The following is a 21,155-nucleotide window of genomic DNA, read 5'->3' on the forward strand; positions in this document are numbered from 1 at the left end:
CTCTGGCGAGCAAGGTTCCTGCGAGAGGGGAGATGGACATTCTTGCATGTCCACCCTCGCGGAACAGAATCGAGTGTTTTGTTCTGGTGTTTTCCGTATGAGGCGTACGTGGTCATTTGCGAACTTGCCTGGCATTCTTCCAGGTCAGCTCGAAGCTCTGACTGTAGGTGGAGGACATCGCCGGTGACGCAACGCGGTCCATCTCGACTACTGGTGACTTCGCGGCGGGAAGACCGTAGATGTGCTGGTTGACAAGAAGCTTCTTCTCCGTGAGATAGACGGAGTTGTACAGGACGGTTGAGTGCGTCCGGATCTCGATGCCGTCGGTGTCCAGGAGCGTTCGGAACAGCAGTAGTGCGTTGCTTGCCCTGGCGGACAGTGTGTCGCCTATCTGCTCGTCGTGTCCGCGTTGCTGTACCGGCTGGGACTCTGGGTCTCCGAGGAGGATGCGGGTCTTCACCCCGCCTCGGGCTCGCGCTCCCAGGAGTTCTAGGATGCCCGGGTCATCAGCTAAGAACAGGCCGCTGTAGACCAGGATGCCGATTTCTTGTTCCGCCTTGCCGAACAGGTCGTACCAGACTTCTCGCGGCACCTGCCAGCGGTGCGCGTAAACGCGGTGGGCGTGTTCGGACAGTGGGGCGCTGTCCTCGGTGGCCTGGCCCTGCTCCGGCCAGAGGTTTTCCTCATCGGACCTAAGTAGGTCGGCCAACGCCCAACGGTGCCGGGGGTAGGGACGTTGGCCGGAGAGCCAGCGGCGGACGGTCTTGGGGTCCACGCCGAGGCGTGCGGCCACGTCAGTCTCGGTGAGTTGGGCTGCGGCCAGGGCCTTGCGCAGTGCAGCGTTCACGGGAGTGCCCTCCGGAGTGCGGGGACCCGACGATAACAGAAGACGTCCCTAGACGTCCCTCAAGTTGTCCGATACGTGGTACACATGTCCGCTCACTCAGAGCATCGTTTCCGCATGTATGAGGGCTCCGGAGCATCCCACGATGTTGCCGTGAGCCCCGCCCGATCTAAGCGGGGAGGAACATGCGGAACCTGATCCGACACCTTTGGACACGCGGACCGACAGGACATCGGGGCGTCAGGCTCGTGAAGACGTCCGTGACGAAAGCTGCGGCACCATGAGTGCGAGCTACCTGAACCCCTCGACCTTGCTAGCAGTCCGCTTCCTGGCCACGGAGACGTTGCGCCACCGTCGGCCTCGGCGGGCCTCCAGGGTGCGGGCCTACAGCAACCCGTCCTCACCACTCCCGTCGGTTCCAACCGAAGGTGTGTTGGGCGCGGTCTTGGACGGCCTGCGTGGCGTGGGGGCGGCCTGGTGATGCCGCCCCTGTGTTCAGAGAGCCGCCTGGACGGATCCGGATGTCGCCGCACCTGTGTCCTTGAACGAGGCCACGAAGGTGACCACCAGGACCTCAAGGGTGAGTACTGGGAGCCCCCGGGGCTGACTTTGGCGCGGTTGAGCCAGACCTGGGGGCGCACCCACCAGATCGCGTGGACGGGCTCGTTCTGGGTAGCCACCGCCCACTCGCGCACATCTCCTTGGCGCACCGAGGTCGAACCCACGCCGGCCCAGCTGGAGGAACGGCTACGCACCAGGGGAAAGGTTCAGCCCGCGGTTCCGACTCCTCGGAGGTCGTTGTGATCAGCCCTGATGACGCACCCCTGACCGCTGAGGAAGAGGCGGCTGTGGAGCAGCAAGGCCGCTATCTGACCTGGCAGAACGAACAGGACACACGTCGCACCCGTTCGGCCCAGACCGGATACACCAAGCTACCCAAGGAGGGTGAGAGCACGTGAGCGAACCGCCGCCGCTGATGTCCGTGGCCGAAGAGCTGCTTACTCCAGGAGAAGTTGCCCGGATGTTCCGGGTGGACCCCAAAACGGTCCGCAAATGGGGGCAACTGGGGAGGTTGACCTCGGTACTCACCCCCGGCGGGCACCACCGTTACCGAGAGAACGAGGTCCTTGCCCTTCTCGACCGGGGCAGGACGACCGTCAACACTCCCCACTGATCTCAGCAAGATAAGGCTTCTGCGCGGTCGAAGTTCTCGGGCTTCCACCGTCTCTTCGACCGCGCAGCCGGGGCAGTCGTCCGGAGCTGATTGGTACTGCCCAGATCGACGACTGCGGGAGCAGCTCTTGAGTCGGTCACCTTTCACAGAACCTCAGTAGCCTTGGAGTGCCCTCAACTGCCCTCAACTGCCCTTGCACCTGCTCATGGCGTTAGCTATCGGAGGAATCCGTTTGAGTCCGCGCACCCCGTGGGGGACGTACCACCAGATCGCGGATGCCCTGCGCTCCCGCATCACCAGCAAGGAGCTGGCCCCGGGCGACGCGATCCCCTCCGAAGCCGCTCTGGGTAAGGAGTTCGGCGTCGCTCGCACGACGGTGCGCCGGGCCCTGGCCGAACTGGAGTCGGAGCGGTTGATCAGGGCCGTCCCGGGGACCGGCCGCGTCGTGTGCACCACCGAGGAACGCGAGAGCACCCCTGGTAACGGGCCCACTCCCTCCCAGTACCGGCGCATCGCCGCCGAACTGCGGGAGAGGATCGCCGGCGGTGACCTCGTCCCCGGGGACGCCCTGCCCAGTGAAGCCGCCCTCGTCCGCCAGTACGACGTCTCCCGGGGGACGGCCCGTCAAGCCCTCTCGGAGCTGGAGGGGACCGGGCTTGTCATCGCCGTCCACGGCAAGGGCCGGTTCGTTCAAGGGCCGGAAACGCCCGCAAGCTAGCCTGGTACATGTGGGACATGTTCACTGGGCGCGGGATCTCGCGCGAGAACTGCTCGAAGGACCGCTTCCCCGTCGCTGGGCGCACTCCCAGGGGGTAGCCGAACAGGCGCGCTCCCTGCGTGCGGTGCTCGGTGATGATGCCGACCTGGTCGAAGCCTCCGCCTGGCTGCACGACATCGGGTACTCCCCGGACCTGGCGACGACAGGCTTCCATCCCCTCGACGGGGCCCGGTACCTGCGCCGCGTCCAGGAAGCAGACGAGTCCCTGGTCTCCCTGGTCGCCTATCACTCCTGCGCCGTGGTCGAAGCCGAGGAACGCGGACTGCTGGCTCTCCTCAAGGACGAGTTCGACGCTCCCTCGGATGACCTGTTGGACGCCCTCACCTACTCGGACATGACCACCGGCCCGGACGGCACACACCTGCCTGTAGAGCGTCGGCTGTCGGAGATCCTGGAGCGCTACGCCCCCGAGGACCTGGTCCACCGCTCCATCACCCGCTCCTCACCGCTGTTGACGGCGTCGGTGCGATCCGTGGAACGGCGCCTGGCCGAGGTTCGATGACCGCTCACCCGATGTGGGTCGGGCCTCCGGCAAGGAAGTGCTCCACGCGAAGCCGCATGGACCGGTCCATCCGGTAGTCGGTCAGCTCGTGCTTGGGCACCCAGACGACTTCCTTGGACTCGTCGCTCGGTGTGGGCTCACCGGAGAGCGGACGCGCAGCGAACACCAGGGAGAACTCCTGCCGGGCCTCGCCGTCGCTCGTGTAGTAGATGATGTGCTTCGGGTCGCTGTAGATGCCGATGGTTCCAGTGATCTCGCAGTGGATCCCGGTCTCCTCCAACGTCTCCCGAACCGCAGCCGCGGGAACGGACTCGCCTAGGTCCAACGCGCCCCCGGGCACCGCCCAGTTGTCGTTGTCAGTCCGGCGAATCATCAGCACCTCGTCGCGCTCGTTGACCACGAACACGTTCACGGACGGGACGAGGCTGTTCGCCGCCGGGGCCTCGGGGTCGTCGTAGTAGTCAATCCGCTTGCCCATGCGTTCAGCCTTCCTCAGTCGAGCGGGGTCGCCTGCCCCCACACCTTCTCGTAGCTCTCCAGGTAGGTGCCGAACAGGGTCCCGCCAGGGATTTTGCGCAGGTGGAAGACCGGGGCCTCGGACGCCATGGCGCCGTACACGTGCGTGTTGACGATGAGCTGGTCGTCCGCACGGTAGAGCGAGTTGTACAGGGTCGTCCCGTGCAGGCGGAACTCCGTGCCCTCGACGGCGCGTAGCGACCGGTACAGCAGGATCACGTTCCGGATCTTCGCGGCCAGGAGTTCGTCTATGCCCTCGTCCCGGCCGCGCTGGGCGACCGCTTCGCTCTCGGGGTCCCCCAGCAGGAAGCGCACCCGCACGCCGGCCCTGGCCTTGTCCGCCAGCAGCTTGATCATGCTGGGGTCGTCCGCGAGGAAGAACCCGCTGAAGACCAGGATCGAGATCTCCTGCTGGGCGTTCTCGAAAACGCGCTTCCACAGGTCCTGCGGGACGCTCCACCGGTGCGGGTAGATCTCCACGATCTCGCTCTGTGAAGCGGCCTTGCTCTGGTCCGGGCTGAGCGCCTCCGGCCAGATGTAGGTCTCCTCCACGCCGAGGAAAGCCGCGACCGCGTAGCGGTGACGACGGTAGGGGGTGCGCCCCTGCGTGATCCAGCGCTCCACGCTCTTGGCGTCCACGCCGACCTCGTCGGCCACATGGGCCGGGGTGACCCCCCGCTGGAGCAGCGCGGCTCGCAACCTCTCGTTCGGCATGTACCTCAGGTTCGCAGGATGTCTGGGGACGCGCTCACATTATCGAGACGTCCTGAACACGTCCAGCCATGTAGTGATCTCGTCCCGGCCCTGCGGGCCACAGTGGGACCGTACCGAGAACCCGTCCAGGGGGCGGAGACGACAACAGCAGACCACGGCGTCCGGTGAACTCTGGTCGCCAGATTCGATACATGCTATACATGTATCGATCCTTGGTCGGGGAAGTCGGATCTGACTCCGACCAAAGGCTATGACCTGTGTGAACGATGAGAAAGGACTGGCCAGATGGCTATTCAGGGTGCGATGCCGGTGGCGTTCGGGACGGTGTTCCCGCACGGGGCGTTCGCGTTAGGGGTGGAGGCGATCACCGACTTCGAGACCAAGCGTCCGCAGACGGACAAGGACTCGGGGCTGCCGCTGTGGGCGGTGGACGTGATCGACGCCGATCCCGAAGCGCGGGGCAAGGCCAAGTCGGTGAAGGTCAAGGTCGCCGCCGAGGTGTGCCCCACGCTGCCGGACGAGGTTCCGGGGCTGCCGTTCCGACCGATCGAGTTCGAGTCCATGGCGGTCATGCCCTACGTGGACGACTCCGGTCGCCGCCCCCGGGTGGCGTACTCCCTGCGTGCCCGTGGCGTGAAGGCCCCCGGTGCTGGCGGTCTTCGCGCTCCGGCGGCCAAGGACGCTGCCTGACCCGCCACAAGAGATGAGACGGGGCGGCCTGGTGCGCCAACACCGAGCCGCCCCTGTGAACCCCCACCCGAACCCTGCGAAAGCTTCGTGAAGAGGTGTCTTCAGTATGTCCGATTACCCCACCGACCTGTCCGGCCTGAGCGGCCCGGAACTGGTCCGCCTGCTCCTGGACGCCACCAACCCCCCGCCCACCACCGACGCCGAACGGGCGGAGTTCTTCGACTTCAAGGCACGCGTGTTCGCGACCCTCGCCCACCGGGAGGAGAACCCCACCGCCGAGACGATCGCCGCCCGCGCCCGCTCCGACCGTGACCGGCTCCTGACCCGTATCGAGGACCAGAACCGGGGTGGTCGGTGATGCCTCAGTCCAAGGTGGGCTCCGCCCAGACCTCCCCGACCCTGCCCACCCCCGCCCACGGGGTGCGGTGGACGACCCCGATCGTGGAAACCCCCGGCATCGTGGTGCTGGGCTCATGGATCTGGCGCCTGATCCGGTTCCTGGTCACGCTGCCGTTCCGCTTCCCCGTCATGGTCGCCTGCCTGGCCTCCTCGGCGGGGGCCTGGTGGTGGTTTGCGTGGCCCGGCCTCGCCACCCTGTGGGGCCTGGCCGCTGCGGCCTCCCTGGCGTGGTGGCGCGCCTGGCCCGACACCTACCGCACCTGGGTGACCCTGCGCCTGCTCGCCTGGTGGCGCCACGTGTTCGTCTACCGGCGCCACTGGCAACCGGTCCTGGTCATCTCCGGGCTGGCCAAGTCCTACCAGGAACGCCGCTACCTGCCCCGCATCCGCCGCGTCACCTGCTCCGAATGGGCCGACCGCGTCAGCGTCACCCTGGTCGCTGGCACATCCCCGGTCGACTTCGAAACCCGAGTGGCTGAGCTGGCGCACGGGTTCACCGCCCCCTCCTGCCGGGTGGTCGTGAACGGTCCGAGGGACATCACCTTGGAGTTCCCCCGACGCGACACGTTGGCCGAACCCTTGGACGCCCTGGACGTCCCCGACACGGCGGACTTGACCGCGCTGCCCATCGGCCGCTGCGAGGACGGCTCACCCTGGCTGCTGCGCCTGCACGGAACCCACGTCCTCGCAGCCGGGGTGACCGGCTCGGGAAAGGGATCGGTGATCTGGTCGGCCGTGCGCGCGATGCTCCCCGCGATCGCTGACCGAACCGCGCAGGTGTGGGCGCTGGACCCCAAGCGCATGGAGCTGTCCTACGGAGGGGACCTGTTCGCCCACTACGCCGACGACGGCGAATCCGCGGTGGCGCTCCTCGAACTCGCCGTGGCCGACATGCAGAACCGGGCCCGACGCTACGCGGGCAAACAGCGCTGCCACGTGCCCGGCAGGAAGGACCCCTTCGTCCTGGTGGTGATCGACGAGGTCGCGTTCCTGACCGCTTACCACCCCGACCGTGACGTGCGCCGCCGCGCCGAGAACGCCATCGCCACCCTGACCTCACAGGGCCGCTCGGTCGGCTTCTCGGTCCTGGCCGCACTCCAGGACCCCCGCAAGGAGGTCATGAACCTGCGCAACCTGTTCCCCGACAAGGTCGCCCTGCGCCTGGACGAGGCATCACAGGTCGACATGATCCTCGGAGAAGGGGCCCGGGACCGGGGCGGCAACGCCCACCTGATCGACCCCACGCTGCCCGGGGTGGCTTACGTGCGTATGGAGACTTCTCCGGCCCCGGTACGGGTCCGCGCGGCCTACGTCTCGGACGAGGACATCACCGCTATGGCGAATGCCTACGGGGCGGACTCCTCCTCGGTGGGAGAGGTGGCCTGATGGGAGTTCGGCTTACGGAAGTATCGGACGGCTTCCAAAGCGATCCATATGACCGTGAACGCGGAGAAGATCACCGCGTTGAAGACGCGAAAGAACCCCACCAGGCCTTCGTCTTGGTACGGCATGGTGATCGCCAGCGGTACCCATATGAGTGCCGTCACCAGGTTCGCGATTCCGGCGATCCGCATGGGTGCTCCTTCTCCTCGACACCGTGGGGGTGGGCTGATGCCGACGCCTACCGGTAAGTCCACCCGGGCCGAACGACTCGCGCAACCGCTGGCCCGTGAGGTGGCCGAACAGGTCGCCGCCGACCACGGCGTGTGCATCCGCCCGGTGTCCCTTCGACGCACGAACATCGCCACCGGTGTCACCGAGGTGATCGACGTCCCCTGCGGGTCCACCCTGGAATCGCGCTGCCCTGCCTGCGCCCGTCGTAAGCGGTCGCTGCGGCGCACTCAGTGTGAAGAGGGCTGGCACCTGACCAACGAACCCGTCGTGGAACCCGACCCTCCGACTGAACAGCAACGAGCCTGGGTGGAACAGCGTGCGGAGGTGACCGCTGAACGGGACCGCCTCGCCTCCACGGGGGCGGCTTCGGCCGAGGACCTGGCAGCCCTGGACGCGGCCATTGCCGGGCTGGACGAGGACATCACCGCCTCCGGCTTGCGGGGTTCGATCACCCGCTCCGCCGACTCCCCGGGCTCTTCGGGTCCGCGCCGGGTGCGCTCGACCAAGCGCCGTCAGGACGCCCCGGATCTGCCCAAGCGGCCCATGACGAGAAAGACGGTCGGCCGTGCGTTCACCGATCCCGACTCCGGGAAGGTGTTCCGGCCCTCCCTGTTCATCACGCTCACGCTGGACTCCTACGGTCGGGTGCGCTCGGACGGCACCCCGGTCGACCCGTTCACGTACGACTACCGGCGGGCCGCTCGGGACACGCTGCACTTCTCCAAGTTGGTGGACCGGTTCGTGCAGAACCTGCGCCGGGTCGCCGGGTTCGATGTCCAGTACTTCGCGGCGGTGGAACCCCAACGACGCCTGGCGCCGCATCTGCACATGGCCACGCGCGGCACCCTGCCTCGGGCCGAACTGCGCCAGATCGCCGCCGCGACCTACCACCAGGTGTGGTGGCCGGCCGCCGACACCGTCCACTTCCAGGGCAACCACGTCCCCCTCTGGGACACCGATGCCGGGGTCTACCTCGACCCCACTACCGGGGAAGTCCTGCCCACGTGGGATGAGGCCCTGGACGATATCGACGCCGTTCCTGATCCTGAACCCTTCCACGTGGTCCGCTTCGGAAAGCAGGTGGACGCCAAGGGGGTCGTGGCCGGAACCGAGGACGCCGCCCGGTGCGTGCGCTACCTGGCCAAGTACCTGACCAAGGACATCGCCGACTGCCACGCGGCCGAGACGATCCGGCAGGAACAGCACGTGGACCGGCTCATGGAAACCCTGCGCTTCGAGCCCTGCTCGCCCCGCTGCGCCAACTGGCTGCGCTACGGCATCCAGCCCCAGGACCCCAAAGCCGGTCTGCGGCCCGGGTTCTGCCGCTCCAAGGCCCACCGCCGCGAACACCTGGGCTACGCCGGACGCCGCGTCCTGGTCTCCCGCAAGTGGTCCGGCAAGACCCTGGCCGACCACAAAGCCGACCGACTCACCTGGGTTCTGAACGCCCTGGGAATCGACCCCGTCAACGAGGACCAGGGCGACGAGGACAACCCGACTCCTCCGGCACTGGCCCCGGTTGCCTCCGGCTCCTTCGAGTGGGAGCTGGCCAGACCCACCGACCCCGACGTCGCCCCGCGCGAACGCCGCCTGCTCCGGGCGGTCGGCGAAACCCTCCGACGCCGGGCACAGCTCGATGCCGCACGCCAGAACGCTCATTCGGCAACCGACGAGACGAGGGCCGCATGACCACACCCACCGCCCCCTTCCCCCGTCCCGAACCGGGTCTGTGGTCGGTCACCGAGACCGCCGCCTACCTCCGTATCCCGCCCAAGACGCTCTACGAGTGGCGCTACAAGGGCGACGGACCGCCCTCTCACCGCGTGGGCCGCTACGTGCGCTACGTGCCCGCTGAGGTCCACGCGTGGGTCACCTCCCGCTGACTACTCCACCCGATTGAAAGGACATCTCCGATGGCTCGCGCGTGGGTCTACGACCGCACCAGGGACAAGGCGTATGTGGAAGCGGTGAAGAAGGCCAAGGAAGCCAAGCGCACCCCGCCCGCCCGGTGGATGGTCCGCTACTACGACCCTTCCGGTAGGACCAAGAGCGCCGGCACCTTCAAGAAGAAGCCGGACGCCGAGAAGAAGCAGACCGAGATCGAGAACAGTCTGTACGAAGGCTCCTACCGGGACCCCTCGGCCTCGAAGGTCACCCTCGGGCAGATGGCCGAGAAGTGGCTGAGCACCCGTACCGACATCAAGCGCTCGACGTGGTGGAAGTACCGAGGCCTTCTCGACTCGCACGTTCTGCCGCGGTGGGGTGACCTTCCTCTTTCGGCAGTACACAACGAGGACGTGGCGGTGTGGGTGGCCGAACTTCAGAAGCCCAGGGAAGAGGGCGGGGCGAACCTGGGAGCCTCTCAGACCGGGCACGCGCACGGCGTGCTGTCCATGGTCCTTGAATGGTGTGTGCCGCGTCGGCTCCCGGCCAACCCGGCTCGTGGAGTTCCCCTGCCCAAGCCTTCCGAGGCCGAACACGTCTACCTCGACCACGTCCAAGTCGAAGCGCTCGCCTCTGCTGCGGGAGAGCTGCGGACCTCGTACGGGCAGATCGCCGCTGCTGCTCCCGTGAATCGTGCGCTCATCCTCCTTCTCGCCTACACGGGGCTGAGGTTCAACGAGGCTGTCGCTCTGCGAGTGGGGCGTGTGGATCTCGACCGGCGGCGCATCCGGGTGGTGGTGGCCTTCGCCGAGGTGGAGGGCAAGTTGGTCGAGCAGTCTCCGAAGACCGGGAAGAGCCGTACGGTCCCGGTCCCGCCGTCACTGGTGGAGGAACTGCGGCCGTTGATGCGGGGGCGCTCAGAGTCTGATCTGGTGTTCACCACCAGGCGGGGCGGAGAGGTGCGGCTTCGCAACTGGCGTAACCGGGAGTTCGGAAAGGCAGTGAAGGCTGTCGGGCTCGACGGTCGGGGGCTGACCCCGCACAAGTTGAGGCACACGGCCGCCTCACTGGCGATCGCCTCCGGGGCCGACGTCAAGGTGGTGCAGTCGATGCTCGGGCACGCCACGGCCACGATGACCCTCGACCGGTACGGGCACCTGTTTCCGGACCGCTTGGACGAGGTGGCCGAAGCGATGGACTCTGCTCGGCTGCGGGCGCTGGCTGCCTGAGATTCGGAAGGTGGGTCCGCGTCCATGTGCACTGAATGTGCAACGCGCCTGTGAGGGCTCCGGGATGGGAAAACGAAGAACGGGTGCCCACCTGTGTGGACACCCGTTCCTTTGTCGGGGTGGCGGGATTTGAACCCACGACCTCTTCGTCCCGAACGAAGCGCGCTGCCAAGCTGCGCTACACCCCGAAGCAACGAGCCCAAGTCTAGCGGACGTACGGAGTGCGCGCGAACGGGTTGCGGTCGGGACGGGGGAGGGGCCCGCCGTGGGTCAGGAGGGGGCCACGATGTCCAGCAGGGAGGCCTCCGGGCGGCAGCAGAACCGCACGGGGGCGTACGGGGAGGTGCCCAGGCCGCCGGAAACGTGCAGCCACGCGTCCGCGTACTCGTGGAGGCCCCACGCCCGCCGCCGGTCGATCCCGCAGTTGGTGACGAGCGTCCCGTAGAACGGCAGGCACAGCTGGCCGCCGTGGGTGTGCCCGGCCAGGAGCAGCTGGTAGCCGTCGGCGGCGAACCGGTCGAGGTTGGACGGTTCGGGGGAGTGGAGCACGCCCAGGCGCAGGTGCGCCGTCGGGTCGGCCGCCCCGGCGACCTTCTCGTAGCGGTCGAGCTTGATGTGCGAGTCGTGCACGCCGGCGAGGGCGACGTCGAGTTCGCCCGCCTTCAGCGAGCCCTTGCGGTTGTTCAGGTCCAGCCAGCCGGACGCGGACATGGCCGCGCCGAGCTCGCGCCAGGGCAGGTCCGGCACGCGGCGCTTGTTGTAGTCGGTCTTGCTGGTCCGCCAGAGGTAGCGGGCCGGGTTCTTCAGCTGGGGGGAGAACAGGTCGTTGGACCCGTACACGAACGCCCCGGGCCGGTCCAGCAGCGGCCCCAGGGCGTCGATGAACGGCCCCACCGCGTCCGGGTGGGCCAGCGAGTCGCCCGTGTTGACGACCAGGTCCGGCTCGTAGGCGTCCAGCCCGCGGATCCAGTCGATGAGCATCCTGCGGCCCGGCGTCAGGTGCGCGTCGGACAGGTGCAGGATGCGCAGGCGCGGGCTCCCCGGGGGGAGCAGGGGCAGTTCGTAGCGGCGCAGCCGGAACCAGTTGCGCTCGATCACCGAGGCATAGGTCAAGCCGGCGACCCCCACCGCGCCAGTGATCGCCGCCGCGCGCCCCACGCGGCGCAGGAGTTGTCTGTTGTCGACGCCCATCCGGCCCTCCTTCGTTGTAGGACCGATCGTCGCAGACCCGGGGCACCCCCGCGCGCAAACCGTTGGTGGCGCCGCCGGATACCGCCGTAGGATCGGTGCATGTCCGAACTCAAAGACCGCCTCAAGAACGACCTGACCACCGCCATGAAGGCGCGTGACAAGGTGCGCACCGGCACCCTCCGCATGGTCCTGGCGGCCATCTCGACCGAGGAGGCCGCGGGTTCCTCGCAGCGCTCCCTCGGCGACGACGAGATCATCAAGCTGCTGACCCGCGAGGCGAAGAAGCGCCGGGAGGCGGCCGAGGCGTTCGACACCGGCGGTCGGCCCGACCAGGCCGAGGCCGAGCGAGTCGAGAGCGCGGTCATCTCCGAGTACCTGCCCCGCCAGCTGACGGACGAAGAGCTCGCCGCGCTGGTGGCGGACGCCGTCGCCGAGACCGGCGCGGACAACCCCCGTGCGATGGGCCAGGTGATGAAGGTCCTCAACCCGAGGATCGCCGGCCGGGCCGAGGGCTCCCGCGTGGCGGCCGAGGTCAAGCGCCGGCTCGCCGGCTGACCGGTTCCCCGCCGGGGGTGCGGCCCGCTCGACGCGGGCGGGCCCCCGCGGCCGGGTCCGTCCCGTGGACGCGCGAGGGGGCGGCGGTGTCTCCACCGCCGCCCCCTCGTTCCGTCACAGGCCCGGGTCAGTCCCCGTCCCTGCCGTGGGGCAGGTGCGCGGGCTGCACGGGGAGCCAGTCCTCGTCGGGGCCCGTGCCGCTGGCGGTACCGCCGCCGTTGCTCAGGAACACGTTGACCGTGGCCCCCTCCGGGAGCCGCGTGCCCGGGTCGGGGTTGACCGCGGCCACCGAGCCCTCGGGCTCGCCGGACCGGACCCGGGTCTGGGACACGTTGACCGAGTAGCCCGCGGCCTGGAGGGCGGCCACCGCGTCGTTCTCCGGCTGGCCGACCACGTTGGGCACCCCGCCGTCGTCGCTGGCGGGGCTGGCCTCGTCGTCCGGCTCGGGAGCCCTGGGCCCGGAGGTCGATCCGAACCTGCCGGGAGCCGAGGGCAGCTGTTCCACCTCGACGCCCTCGTGGGCGCCGCGCATGGTCTCCTGCCAGATCGGCCCGGGGATCGTGGCGCCGTACACCACGCCGAAGTGCCGGTCGCCGATGGTGACGTTGCGCAGCGGGTGCTGCTGCGGGCCGCGCGGGTCGCCGACGAAGACGGCGCCGGCCATCTGCGGGGTGAACCCGGCGAACCAGGCCGCCGCCGAACCGTCGGTGGTACCGGTCTTGCCCGCCGTGGGACGGCCGATGCCGAGCGAGCTCGCCGTGCCGCCGTTGAAGGTCTGCGACAGCAGGTAGGCCACGCCGTCGGCGACATCCTCGTCGATCGCCCGCGAGCACTCCGGCTCGATGTCGATCGTGGTGCCCGACTGGCGGTCCTCGATCTGGGAGATGGCCTGCGGCTCGCAGTACATCCCGCCGGAGGCGAAGGTCGCGTAGGCGTTGGACACCCGGAGCGGGGAGACCTCCTCGCTGCCCAGCGTGAAGCTGCTGTTGGCGAGCGAGTTCTCGTTCTCCGTGAACTTGGTGCCGTCGGCGCGCTGGAGTCCGAGCGTCTCGGCCATCTCCATCACGTCGCAGATCCCCACCTGCCTCTGGAGCTGGGCGAAGTAGGTGTTGGACGACGCCTTGGTCCCGGAGACCATGTTGTGCGTGGTGTTGGACCTGGTGTCGCCCGAGTTGCTCGGTGTCCACGTGGCCAGGGTGCCGCCGTTGCAGCTGCGCTGGCCGGAGACGGACACGCTGGTGGGCGAGTTGAACGAGGTGCTGAAGGGGAGCCCCTCGTCCAGTGCCGCGGCGAGGGTGATCGCCTTGAAGGTCGACCCGGCCTGGAAGCCGCTGCTGCCGCCCCGGTCGGCGTCGGTCGCGAAGTTGATGGACGTCTCGCCGAGCTTGCTCTCGTCCGGCCCGTAGTTGCGGCTCTGGACCATGCCGAGGATGTGTCCGGTGCCGGGCTCGATGACCACCTCGGCGGCCACCTTGCGCGACTCGTTCTCGCGGGGGACCCACTTGTCGACGGCGGCCTGCCCGGCCTCCTGGGTCTGCGGGTCCAGGGTGGTGTGGATCTCCAGGCCCGCGGTGCGCAGCCAGCGCGCCCGCTCGGTCTCGTTGGGGCCGAAGCGCTCGTCCTGCTCGATCTCCTGGACGACGTAGTCGCAGAAGAAGGGCTGGTCGCTGGGCACGCACCCGTTGGGCGGGGTGTCCAGGTCCAGGTCCATGCCCTCGGCCTTGGCCTCCTCGGCCTCGGCCTCGGTGACGGCGCCGGTCGCCACCATGCGGTCCAGGACCACGTTGCGGCGCTCGATGGTCTGGTCGGGGAAGAACCGGGGGTTGTACAGGTAGGGGTAGCGGACCAGGCCGGCGATGGTCGCCGCCTGGTGCAGCTCCAGGTCGCTGGCGGGCACCTGGAAGAAGTGCTGGGCGGCGGACTCGACCCCGTACGCGCCGTCGCTGAAGTAGGCGATGTTCAGGTAGCCCTCGAGGATCTCGTCCTTGGACATCCTCTGCTCCAGGGCCACGGCGTAGCGCAGCTCCCGGATCTTGCGGGCGATGGACTCCTCACGCGCGTGGTCGAGCTCCTCCTGGGAGGTGGCCGCCTCGATCTGCACGTTCTTGACGTACTGCTGTGTGATGGAGGACGCGCCCTCGGTGTTGCCGCCCATGGTGCGCACTGCCGCGCGCAGGGTGCCGGACACGTCGAGGCCGCCGTGCTCGTAGAAGCGGGCGTCCTCGATGGCGAGGATGGCGTCGACCATGAGCGGTGAGACGTCGTCGAGTTCGACGAGCTCCCGGTTCTGGTCGAAGATCTCCGCGATGACGCCGCCCTCGCTGTCGTAGATCGTGGACCGCTGAGGGGGCGGCGGAGTCTCGAGGTTGCTGGGCATGTCCAGGAAGCCGCTGGCGACGTTGCGCGCGGTGATGCCCAGACCACCGACGGCAGGAAGGGCGAGCGCGGCGACGAGGAGGCCCGCGATGACGCCTACGACGACCAGTTGGCTGATTCTTTGAAGCAATGTCCCCTGACCCACCCCATCAGACTAAGTGACCACGGACGCGCACAGTGGTGCGATCTGAACCGGTTTGTGCGCGAGCGCGCTGAGATGCCCGCACTGTCGCGCGAGCGGTGCCCCCATGCCATCTTTTCACGGTTATCGCTGACCACTCGTTGCGCGGTTCGACGCAGCAGGGGATGCCGCCCATCCGACGCGGAGCGCTACCGCGTCCTTACGCAATGGCCCGAGCGGGCCATCTTCAGTGGGATGGGAAGTGGGTCGAGTGGGTTCTGTTGGTGCGGCGTCCGGATCCGTAATTTCTAGACGGCAGGGGTGGGCGTGGAACCACCGCACCCCACGCGGCAGCGGGAGCGTACCGTGTTCTTCCCACCCAACCAGAGCACGCGAGTGTCTGGAACCCCGGGAACCCCGCTGACGCACGATTCGGGTGCGCACACAGGGGAGTAGGGCACATGTGGACCAACCAGTGGACGACGATGGCACGTTGCCGAGAGGTCGACCCGGACGCTCTGTTCGTCCAGGGGGCGGCGCAGCACCGGGCCAAGCTCATCTGTCAGGAGTGCCCGGTGCGCACCGAGTGCCTGGCCGACGCCCTCGACAACCGGGTGGAGTTCGGTGTCTGGGGCGGGATGACCGAACGCGAGAGGCGGGCCCTGTTGCGCAAGCACCCCGGCGTCCCCGACTGGGGGCCGCTCCTGGAGGAGGCCCGCCGTGAGGGCGGGGGAGACCTCTCCCACTACGCGGACACCCTCGGCGCGGGCGTCGGCGAGCCCTCCGCCTGAACCCCGGCGCTAGCGTCCTCCTGCCGCGGCGGCGAGGGCGCCGCCGATCCGGCGCAGCCCCTCCAGATCGTGCACGTCCTCCGGCAGGGCGGCCACCTCGGCCACGCGCAGGTCCGGGTGGGAGGACAGCAGGGCGTCGCGCAGCCCGACCTCGCGCCCGCGCACACGGACCCGTTCCGCGTGCAGGCGCAGTGCGGCGGACGCCAGCGGGTGGACGCCCCCCTCCTCCAGCGAGGCGGCTGCGGACTCGGCGTCCGCCGCGCCCAGCGACGAGCCCGCGCCCTCCGGCAGGGGGTGGGTGCGGTTGACGACGACCCCGGCCAGCGGCATGGCGTCGCCGGCCAGCCGGTCCACGAAGTAGGAGGCCTCGCGCATCGCGTCCGTGTCGGGGACGGCGACCACCACGAACGCCGTCCCCGGTGTCCGGAGCAGGCGGTAGGTGCGCTCCGCCCGTTTCTGGAACCCGCCGAACACCGTGTCGAAGGCGGACACGAACGACCGCAGGTCGTCGAGGAACTGCTTCCCCACGATCCTCCCGATCGTCGAGGTCACCAGGTTGAACCCGGCCCCCAGCAGCCGGAAGGCGCCGGTGCTCGCCGGGGCGCTCAGGAACCTGATGAGCCTGCCGTCCAGGAACCGGCCCAGCCGCTCGGGCGCGTCGAGGAAGTCCAGCGCGGACCTGCTGGGCGGGGTGTCCACCACGATCAGGTCCCAGTCCCCCGACTGCCGCAGCTGTCCCAGCTTCTCCATGGCCATGTACTCCTGTGTGCCGGAGAAGCTGGTGGAGAGGGTCTGGTAGAAGGGGTTGGCGAGGATCTGCCGGGCCCGCTCCGGGTCCGCGTGCTCCTCCACGACCTCGTCGAAGGTCCGCTTCATGTCGAGCATCATCGCGTGCATGCTGCCCCGGGCGCCCTCGGGCAGGGGGACGGGGCGCGGGGTGTTGTCCAGCGCCTCCACTCCCATGGACTGGGCCAGGCGCCGCGCCGGGTCCACGGTGATCACGACGGGGTGGCGCCCGCGCTCCGCGGCGCGCAGCCCCAGTGCGGCGGCGGTGGTGGTCTTGCCGACCCCGCCGGCCCCGCAGCACACGATGATCCGCGTCCCCGGGTCGTCCAGGAGCGCGTCGGTGTCGAGTGCCTTCGCACCGGTCCCCCCGCGGTTCGCGCGGCCCTCGTCCTCCGGTCCCGGGTTCACCGGCGCACCCCCTGCTCGGCCAGCCGCCGTGTGAGTTCGTCCAGGGCCGCCCGGTCCACGCCCCCCGCGAGGAGGGGGAGCTCGAGGAGGGGGCGGCCCAGGTCCTCCAGGTCCGACCGCACGCGTCGCTCCAACCGGACCCGCAGGGCGTGCCCGCGCACCTCGCCGGCCAGGGAGGCGGCGAGCTCCCGCGGGTTCTCCACACGTGCCTCCCCGAACCCGGCGGCGAGCGCGTCGAGGTCCGGACCGCCGCTCGCGGCGGCCTCCAGGGACGCGTCGTCGAGGAGCGGGGGGCGTGCCATGTTCACCAGCACCATCCCCGCCGCGAGCCCCAGCTCGGAGATCTCCGCGATCCCGTCCCGGGTCTCCTGGGCGGGCATCTCCTCCAGGAGCGTCACGAAGTGCACCAGGGTCCGGTCGGAGCGGATGACCTCCATGACCTTGTCGGCGTGGTTGCGGATCGGGCCCACCCGGGCCAGCCCCGCCACCTCGGAGTTCACGTTGAGAAACTGGGAGATCCGCCCCGTCGGCGGGGCGTCCATCACCACGGCGTCGTAGTGGAAGGGCGCGGCCGGATCGGCGGCGGAGGGCCTGCGGCGCGCGCCCCGGCGGCGCCGCACCGCCTCGGTCGCCTTGCCGGTGAGCAGGACGTCGCGCAGCCCGGGGGCGATGGTGGTGGCGAAGTCCACGGCCCCGAGCCTGTTCAGCGCCTGCCCGGCCCGGCGCATGCCGTAGAACATCTCCAGGTACTCCAGGAGCGCCGCCTCGGCGTCGGCCGCCAGGACGGACACGCTCCCGCCGCCGGGGACGGAGAGCATCTCGCGCTCCTCGTAGGGGAGCGGCGGGCTGCCGAGGAGGGTCGCGACGCCCTGGCGCCCCTCCACCTCGACCAGGAGCACGCGGCCACCGTCCGCGGCCAGCGCCTGGGCCAGCGCCGCGGCGATCGTGGTCTTGCCGGTCCCGCCCTTCCCGGTGACGATGTGCAGTCGCGCTCCCGCGCACGCATCCCCCGGATGCTGTGGTCCGTGCTCACGATCACTCACCCCAGGGAGTCTATGTGGGCCTCCGGGGGCGGGTGGGAGGAGGCGTCTGTGTGGGCGGGGAGGAGCACGGGTGAGTAGTGTGGCGGCGTTGACGTGCGGCGCCCCGCCTCTGTGGCGGGACGCCGGTGACCGATAGGGGTTGGACGCATGAGCAAGTGGGAGTACCAGACGGTGGCGCTGCTGTCGCACGCCACCAAGCAGATCCTCGACAACTGGGGTTCCGACGGGTGGGAGCTCGTCTCCGTCGTGCCCGCCCCGCTCCCGGAGGGCACCGACCCGCGCAACCAGCAGTACGTCGCCTACATGAAGCGCCAGCTCTGATGGCCACCCCCGAGGAGCGGATCGCGGAGCTGGGCCTGACCCTGCCGGAGGTGGCGGCCCCGGTGGCCTCCTACACCCCGACGGTGCGCAGCGGGGCCCACGTGTACGTGTCCGGCCAGCTGCCGTTCGTGGAGGGCGAGCTGCCCGCCACGGGCAAGGTCGGCGCGGAGGTCACCCCGGAGGCCGCCCGCGATCTGGCCGCGCTCTGCGCGCTCAACGCCATCGCCGCGGTGCGCGCCGAGGTCGGCGAGCTGTCCGACGTGGTCAGGATCGTCAAGGTGGGCGGCTTCGTGGCCAGCACCCCCGACTTCACCGGCCAGCCCGGTGTGATCAACGGCGCCAGCGACCTGCTCGCCCGGGTCTTCGGCGACGCCGGGGTGCACGCCCGCGCGGCGGTCGGGGTGGCGGCCCTGCCGCTCGACTCCCCGGTCGAGGTCGACATGATCGTCGAGGTCCGCTGAGCGGTTCCCCGTGAGGCCGGGCAGGCCGCGCCGGTAGGCGGCGCGGCCTCCGGCCCCGAGACCCGGGAGGGTATGCCGATGCCGGAGCAGGGAGGGGCCGCCCGGCCCAGGCCGGCCGCCACGGTGATGCTGCTGCGCCCCGCGCGGGGCGGCGCGGCCCGGGGCGGGCGCGGGGAGGGGCCGATGGAGGTCCTGCTCATGCGCAGGGTCCGCTCCATGGGCTTCGCGCCGGGCGCCTACGTCTTCCCGGGCGGAGGAGTGGACGAGAGGGACGCCGACGGGGACCTTCCCTGGACCGGTCCTTCCCCGCGGGAGTGGGCGCGGACACTCGGCACCGACGTGCGGATGGCGCGTGCGCTGGTGTGCGCCGCCGTCCGCGAGACCTTCGAGGAGACCGGCGTGCTGCTGGCGAGCGCGCCGGAGCGCGCCGGGGAGCCGGCCATCACCCTCGACACGGCGTCCGAGGAGTGGGAGAGGGACCGGCTGGGGCTGATCGACCGCTCCCGCTCCTTCACGGGGGTGCTCTCCCGGCGCGGGCTGGTGCTCCGGTCGGAGTGGCTCCGGGCGTGGTCGCGCTGGATCACGCCCCGCGCCCAGCCGCGCCGCTACGACACCTGGTTCTTCGCCGCGGAGCTTCCGCCGGGCCAGGCCTCGCGCGACGTCGGCGGCGAGGCCGACCTCACGGCCTGGACCGATCCGTCCCTGGTCGCCCCGGAGTGGGCGGCGGGCCGCATGCCCATGCTGCCGCCCACGGTGGTCACGTGCGCCGAGCTCGCCGAGTGCCGGACCCTGGAGGGTGTACGGAAGGCGCGACGGGATATCGTCCCCTTTGAACCGGAAGTTCGGGAAGTCAACGGTCGGATCCGCGTCGTCGCCCCCGACGGGGTGGAGTACCCCCTGCCGAATCCCGGTGCGGCCCCGTGAGGGTGCGCACGTCACCGTGCGGACCGCGTGGCCGCGGGACGGGTTCCGGGGTTCGCCGCCCGCGGTCCTCCGGACCGGTCCGGTCTCGGCGATCGAAGCGAGGTGCGATGAGGATCGACGGTTCCGGGACGCTGCGCGCCAGTTGTGTGCTGTGCCCCAATCCTGGCCCGATGACGTTGGAGGGGACCAACACCTGGATCCTGCGCGAGCCCGGCGCCCGCGGGGTCGTGGTCGTGGACCCCGGCCCCCACGACGAGCGCCACCTGGAGAGGGTGGCGCGGACCGTGCAGGAGCAGGGCGCGCAGGTACAGATGGCGGTGGTCACCCACCGGCACCCCGACCACGCCGAGGGCGCCCGCTACTTCGCCGAGCTGACCGGGGCCCCCGTGCACGCGGTCGACCCGGAGGTGCGGGTCGGCGGCCACGGCCTGTCCGACGGCGACACCCTGGAGGCCGACGGCCTGGTACTGACGGTCGTCGCCACCCCCGGGCACACCGACGACTCGGTGAGCCTCCTGGTCGGCGCGGACAACGCCGTCCTGACCGGGGACACTGTCCTGGGGCACGGCACGACCGTGATCGACGGCGACGACGGCCTCGGCCCCTACATGGACTCGCTGTACAGGCTGCGGGACCTCGTGCGGGAGCAGGGTGTGCGCACACTCCTGCCCGGGCACGGACCGATCCTGACCGCGCCCGCGGAGGCGCTGTCCTCCTACATCGCGCACCGCGAGTCGCGCCTGGAGCAGGTCCGGGAGGCCGTGAACGCCGGCGCGACCGGGGTCGGCGCCGTCGTGGACCGTGTCTACCCCGACGTCGACGAGCAGATCCGGTTCGCCGCGGAGTCGTCGGTGCGCGCCCAGCTGCGCTACCTGGCCTCGCGCGGTGAGCTCCCGGCCGGCAACGAGCCGTAGCCCCGGGCGGACGGGCACCGCCCGGCAGGCGCGCGCACGGGGCCTGCCGGACCGCCGCCGAGGGGCGGCGCGCCGCGGGGTCCGGACAGCGCTGTGGCCGCCCACCCCGGGGGGAGAGCGGCCACACAGCGTGTCCGCCGGGCGCCCGTCCGGGCGCCGGAGGTTCTAGCGGGCCCGGCGGCGCATCCGCTCGACGTCGAGCAGGACGACGGCCTTGGCCTCGATGCGCAGCCAGCCGCGCAGCGCGAACTCGGCGAGCGCCTTGTTGACCGTCTCGCGCGAGGCGCCGACCAGCTGGGCGAGCTCCTCCTGGGTGAGGTCGTGGTGGACGTGCAGGCCGTCCTCGCCCTCCTTGCCGAACTTGTCGGCGAGCTCCAGGAGCGCCTTGGCCACACGGCCCGGCACGTCGGTGAAGACGAGGTCCGCCATCACGTCGTTGGTCCGGCGCAGCCTGGCCGCCAGTGCCTTGAGCAGCTGGAGCGAGACGTGCGGACGGCTCGACAGGAACGGGCGCAGGTCGTCGTGGCCCAGCCCGGCGAGCACCGAGTCGGTCACGGCGACGGCGCTCGCGGTGCGCGGGCGCGGGTCGAACAGCGACAGCTCACCGAACATCTCACTGGGGCCGAGCACCCCGAGCAGGTTCTCGCGGCCGTCCACGGCCGTACGGGTCAGCTTGACCTTCCCGCTGAGGATCACGTACAGGCGGTCGCCCTCGTCGCCCTCGCTGAACAGGGTCTGCCCGCGTCCGAGGCGTACCTCGCTCACCGATGAGCGGAGCGCCGCCGTGTCCTCCTCGTCGAGAGCCTCGAACAGAGGGGCCTTCCGCAGCACCTCGTTGATCTCGTCCACCACACGTCCTCCTCAGAACCTGACCGTCAACAGTGTGACGTATATCGCACCCGGGTGTGAAACCAGGTCGT

The 21,155-nt window shown here is 69.9% G+C and carries 25 protein-coding genes and 1 tRNA gene; 16 read left to right on the forward strand and 10 right to left on the reverse strand.

What is annotated here, in order from left to right; translation table 11 throughout:
* Positions 1-112 precede the first annotated feature (112 nt).
* A complete protein-coding gene (locus tag ABZ234_RS18610; protein WP_355012914.1) occupies positions 113-847 on the reverse strand; it encodes a helix-turn-helix domain-containing protein in 735 nt (244 codons plus the stop codon).
* 797 nt (positions 848-1,644) lie between these two features.
* On the opposite strand from ABZ234_RS18610, the gene ABZ234_RS18615 reads away from it, so the two are divergent.
* The 4 genes from ABZ234_RS18615 to ABZ234_RS18630 all read left to right on the forward strand — a co-directional run bounded on the left by ABZ234_RS18615 (position 1,645) and on the right by ABZ234_RS18630 (position 3,298).
* Positions 1,645-1,803, forward strand: a complete 159-nt coding sequence (locus tag ABZ234_RS18615; protein WP_355012915.1) for a hypothetical protein — start codon at positions 1,645-1,647, stop codon at positions 1,801-1,803.
* Between the two features lie 17 nt (positions 1,804-1,820).
* On the forward strand, positions 1,821-2,018 hold the full coding sequence (locus ABZ234_RS18620) for a BldC family transcriptional regulator (RefSeq protein WP_355012941.1): 198 nt from the start codon (positions 1,821-1,823) through the stop codon (positions 2,016-2,018).
* Between the two features lie 232 nt (positions 2,019-2,250).
* Positions 2,251-2,736, forward strand: coding sequence for a GntR family transcriptional regulator (locus ABZ234_RS18625; RefSeq protein ID WP_355012916.1), 486 nt, complete (start codon positions 2,251-2,253; stop codon positions 2,734-2,736).
* Positions 2,737-2,785: 49 nt separating this feature from the next.
* On the forward strand, positions 2,786-3,298 hold the full coding sequence (locus tag ABZ234_RS18630; protein ID WP_355012942.1) for an HD domain-containing protein: 513 nt from the start codon (positions 2,786-2,788) through the stop codon (positions 3,296-3,298).
* A 4-nt stretch (positions 3,299-3,302) separates the two neighbouring features.
* Here ABZ234_RS18630 and ABZ234_RS18635 read toward each other — a convergent pair whose 3' ends face one another.
* Positions 3,303-3,776 (reverse strand): NUDIX domain-containing protein, encoded by a 474-nt coding sequence (locus ABZ234_RS18635; protein WP_355012917.1) that lies wholly within the window; start codon positions 3,774-3,776, stop codon positions 3,303-3,305.
* 14 nt (positions 3,777-3,790) lie between these two features.
* Entirely contained in the window at positions 3,791-4,528 is a 738-nt protein-coding gene (locus ABZ234_RS18640) for a DUF5919 domain-containing protein (RefSeq protein WP_355012918.1), read from the reverse strand.
* Between the two features lie 285 nt (positions 4,529-4,813).
* On the opposite strand from ABZ234_RS18640, the gene ABZ234_RS18645 reads away from it, so the two are divergent.
* The 3 genes from ABZ234_RS18645 to ABZ234_RS18655 all read left to right on the forward strand — a co-directional run bounded on the left by ABZ234_RS18645 (position 4,814) and on the right by ABZ234_RS18655 (position 7,003).
* Positions 4,814-5,218, forward strand: coding sequence for a plasmid replication, integration and excision activator (locus ABZ234_RS18645; protein ID WP_355012919.1), 405 nt, complete (start codon positions 4,814-4,816; stop codon positions 5,216-5,218).
* 106 nt (positions 5,219-5,324) lie between these two features.
* The gene (locus ABZ234_RS18650; RefSeq protein WP_355012920.1) at positions 5,325-5,576 is read left to right on the forward strand and encodes a hypothetical protein; all 252 of its coding nucleotides are present in this window, start codon (positions 5,325-5,327) and stop codon (positions 5,574-5,576) included.
* Positions 5,573-7,003 carry a cell division protein FtsK gene (locus ABZ234_RS18655; RefSeq protein WP_355012921.1) on the forward strand — a complete coding sequence of 477 codons (1,431 nt, stop codon included), beginning with the start codon at positions 5,573-5,575 and terminating at the stop codon, positions 7,001-7,003. The genes ABZ234_RS18650 and ABZ234_RS18655 overlap by 4 nt, the downstream gene beginning before the upstream one ends.
* Here the strand turns inward: ABZ234_RS18655 and ABZ234_RS18660 are convergent.
* Positions 6,964-7,191: a hypothetical protein gene (locus ABZ234_RS18660; RefSeq protein ID WP_355012922.1), complete on the reverse strand. Its 228-nt coding sequence runs from the start codon at positions 7,189-7,191 to the stop codon at positions 6,964-6,966. The genes ABZ234_RS18655 and ABZ234_RS18660 overlap by 40 nt on opposite strands.
* Positions 7,192-7,228: 37 nt before the next feature.
* Here ABZ234_RS18660 and ABZ234_RS18665 point away from each other — a divergent pair, with 37 nt between their 5' ends.
* The 3 genes from ABZ234_RS18665 to ABZ234_RS18675 are packed head-to-tail and all read left to right on the forward strand — an operon-like array spanning position 7,229 to position 10,344.
* On the forward strand, positions 7,229-8,920 hold the full coding sequence (locus ABZ234_RS18665) for a replication initiator (RefSeq protein WP_355012923.1): 1,692 nt from the start codon (positions 7,229-7,231) through the stop codon (positions 8,918-8,920).
* Positions 8,917-9,114 (forward strand): helix-turn-helix domain-containing protein, encoded by a 198-nt coding sequence (locus ABZ234_RS18670; RefSeq protein ID WP_355012924.1) that lies wholly within the window; start codon positions 8,917-8,919, stop codon positions 9,112-9,114. Before ABZ234_RS18665 ends, ABZ234_RS18670 begins: the two co-directional genes overlap by 4 nt.
* Before the next feature lie 30 nt (positions 9,115-9,144).
* Positions 9,145-10,344 carry a tyrosine-type recombinase/integrase gene (locus ABZ234_RS18675; RefSeq protein ID WP_355012925.1) on the forward strand — a complete coding sequence of 400 codons (1,200 nt, stop codon included), beginning with the start codon at positions 9,145-9,147 and terminating at the stop codon, positions 10,342-10,344.
* A gap of 114 nt (positions 10,345-10,458) precedes the next feature.
* Here ABZ234_RS18675 and ABZ234_RS18680 read toward each other — a convergent pair.
* Together ABZ234_RS18680 and ABZ234_RS18685 are read right to left on the reverse strand one after the other, a co-directional pair.
* A tRNA-Pro gene (locus ABZ234_RS18680) sits at positions 10,459-10,532 on the reverse strand.
* 82 nt (positions 10,533-10,614) lie between these two features.
* Positions 10,615-11,535, reverse strand: a complete 921-nt coding sequence (locus ABZ234_RS18685) for a metallophosphoesterase (RefSeq protein WP_267947451.1) — start codon at positions 11,533-11,535, stop codon at positions 10,615-10,617.
* Positions 11,536-11,634: 99 nt separating this feature from the next.
* On the opposite strand from ABZ234_RS18685, the gene ABZ234_RS18690 reads away from it, so the two are divergent.
* The gene (locus ABZ234_RS18690) at positions 11,635-12,090 is read left to right on the forward strand and encodes a GatB/YqeY domain-containing protein (RefSeq protein WP_355012926.1); all 456 of its coding nucleotides are present in this window, start codon (positions 11,635-11,637) and stop codon (positions 12,088-12,090) included.
* Between the two features lie 127 nt (positions 12,091-12,217).
* On the opposite strand, the gene ABZ234_RS18695 is transcribed toward ABZ234_RS18690, so the two are convergent.
* A complete protein-coding gene (locus tag ABZ234_RS18695; RefSeq protein ID WP_344179098.1) occupies positions 12,218-14,596 on the reverse strand; it encodes a penicillin-binding protein in 2,379 nt (792 codons plus the stop codon).
* 452 nt (positions 14,597-15,048) lie between these two features.
* Between ABZ234_RS18695 and ABZ234_RS18700 the strand changes: the two genes are divergently transcribed.
* Positions 15,049-15,378 (forward strand): WhiB family transcriptional regulator, encoded by a 330-nt coding sequence (locus ABZ234_RS18700; RefSeq protein ID WP_267947453.1) that lies wholly within the window; start codon positions 15,049-15,051, stop codon positions 15,376-15,378.
* A gap of 9 nt (positions 15,379-15,387) precedes the next feature.
* Here the strand turns inward: ABZ234_RS18700 and ABZ234_RS18705 are convergent, their stop codons facing one another.
* Positions 15,388-16,572 (reverse strand): ArsA family ATPase, encoded by a 1,185-nt coding sequence (locus tag ABZ234_RS18705; protein ID WP_355012927.1) that lies wholly within the window; start codon positions 16,570-16,572, stop codon positions 15,388-15,390.
* Positions 16,569-17,615: an ArsA-related P-loop ATPase gene (locus tag ABZ234_RS18710; protein WP_355012928.1), complete on the reverse strand. Its 1,047-nt coding sequence runs from the start codon at positions 17,613-17,615 to the stop codon at positions 16,569-16,571. The genes ABZ234_RS18705 and ABZ234_RS18710 overlap by 4 nt, the downstream gene beginning before the upstream one ends.
* 147 nt (positions 17,616-17,762) lie before the next feature.
* On the opposite strand from ABZ234_RS18710, the gene ABZ234_RS18715 reads away from it, so the two are divergent.
* The 4 genes from ABZ234_RS18715 (at position 17,763) to ABZ234_RS18730 (ending at position 20,235) form a co-directional block, all read left to right on the forward strand.
* Positions 17,763-17,936, forward strand: a complete 174-nt coding sequence (locus tag ABZ234_RS18715; RefSeq protein ID WP_267947456.1) for a DUF4177 domain-containing protein — start codon at positions 17,763-17,765, stop codon at positions 17,934-17,936.
* Positions 17,936-18,397, forward strand: a complete 462-nt coding sequence (locus ABZ234_RS18720) for a RidA family protein (RefSeq protein ID WP_267947457.1) — start codon at positions 17,936-17,938, stop codon at positions 18,395-18,397. The genes ABZ234_RS18715 and ABZ234_RS18720 overlap by 1 nt, the downstream gene beginning before the upstream one ends.
* Positions 18,398-18,475: 78 nt before the next feature.
* On the forward strand, positions 18,476-19,321 hold the full coding sequence (locus ABZ234_RS18725; RefSeq protein WP_355012929.1) for an NUDIX hydrolase: 846 nt from the start codon (positions 18,476-18,478) through the stop codon (positions 19,319-19,321).
* Positions 19,322-19,428: 107 nt separating this feature from the next.
* Positions 19,429-20,235, forward strand: coding sequence for an MBL fold metallo-hydrolase (locus ABZ234_RS18730; protein ID WP_355012930.1), 807 nt, complete (start codon positions 19,429-19,431; stop codon positions 20,233-20,235).
* A 165-nt stretch (positions 20,236-20,400) separates the two neighbouring features.
* Here the strand turns inward: ABZ234_RS18730 and ABZ234_RS18735 are convergent, their stop codons facing one another.
* Positions 20,401-21,075: a Crp/Fnr family transcriptional regulator gene (locus tag ABZ234_RS18735; protein WP_330093553.1), complete on the reverse strand. Its 675-nt coding sequence runs from the start codon at positions 21,073-21,075 to the stop codon at positions 20,401-20,403.
* Between the last annotated feature and the right edge of the window lie 80 nt (positions 21,076-21,155).

This window comes from Nocardiopsis sp. NPDC006198 (assembly GCF_040613895.1).
Lineage (GTDB): Bacteria > Actinomycetota > Actinomycetes > Streptosporangiales > Streptosporangiaceae > Nocardiopsis > Nocardiopsis tropica.

Coding starts and splice junctions, on each gene's coding strand:
- ABZ234_RS18620 (WP_355012941.1), top strand. CDS start 1,821: ATGTCCGTGGCCGAAGAGCTGCTTACTCCAGGAGAAGTTGCCCGGATG.
- ABZ234_RS18635 (WP_355012917.1), bottom strand. CDS start 3,776: ATGGGCAAGCGGATTGACTACTACGACGACCCCGAGGCCCCGGCGGCG.
- ABZ234_RS18640 (WP_355012918.1), bottom strand. CDS start 4,528: ATGCCGAACGAGAGGTTGCGAGCCGCGCTGCTCCAGCGGGGGGTCACC.
- ABZ234_RS18645 (WP_355012919.1), top strand. CDS start 4,814: ATGGCTATTCAGGGTGCGATGCCGGTGGCGTTCGGGACGGTGTTCCCG.
- ABZ234_RS18650 (WP_355012920.1), top strand. CDS start 5,325: ATGTCCGATTACCCCACCGACCTGTCCGGCCTGAGCGGCCCGGAACTG.
- ABZ234_RS18660 (WP_355012922.1), bottom strand. CDS start 7,191: ATGCGGATCGCCGGAATCGCGAACCTGGTGACGGCACTCATATGGGTA.
- ABZ234_RS18665 (WP_355012923.1), top strand. CDS start 7,229: ATGCCGACGCCTACCGGTAAGTCCACCCGGGCCGAACGACTCGCGCAA.
- ABZ234_RS18670 (WP_355012924.1), top strand. CDS start 8,917: ATGACCACACCCACCGCCCCCTTCCCCCGTCCCGAACCGGGTCTGTGG.
- ABZ234_RS18675 (WP_355012925.1), top strand. CDS start 9,145: ATGGCTCGCGCGTGGGTCTACGACCGCACCAGGGACAAGGCGTATGTG.
- ABZ234_RS18685 (WP_267947451.1), bottom strand. CDS start 11,535: ATGGGCGTCGACAACAGACAACTCCTGCGCCGCGTGGGGCGCGCGGCG.
- ABZ234_RS18690 (WP_355012926.1), top strand. CDS start 11,635: ATGTCCGAACTCAAAGACCGCCTCAAGAACGACCTGACCACCGCCATG.
- ABZ234_RS18700 (WP_267947453.1), top strand. CDS start 15,049: ATGTGGACCAACCAGTGGACGACGATGGCACGTTGCCGAGAGGTCGAC.
- ABZ234_RS18715 (WP_267947456.1), top strand. CDS start 17,763: ATGAGCAAGTGGGAGTACCAGACGGTGGCGCTGCTGTCGCACGCCACC.
- ABZ234_RS18720 (WP_267947457.1), top strand. CDS start 17,936: ATGGCCACCCCCGAGGAGCGGATCGCGGAGCTGGGCCTGACCCTGCCG.
- ABZ234_RS18725 (WP_355012929.1), top strand. CDS start 18,476: ATGCCGGAGCAGGGAGGGGCCGCCCGGCCCAGGCCGGCCGCCACGGTG.
- ABZ234_RS18730 (WP_355012930.1), top strand. CDS start 19,429: ATGAGGATCGACGGTTCCGGGACGCTGCGCGCCAGTTGTGTGCTGTGC.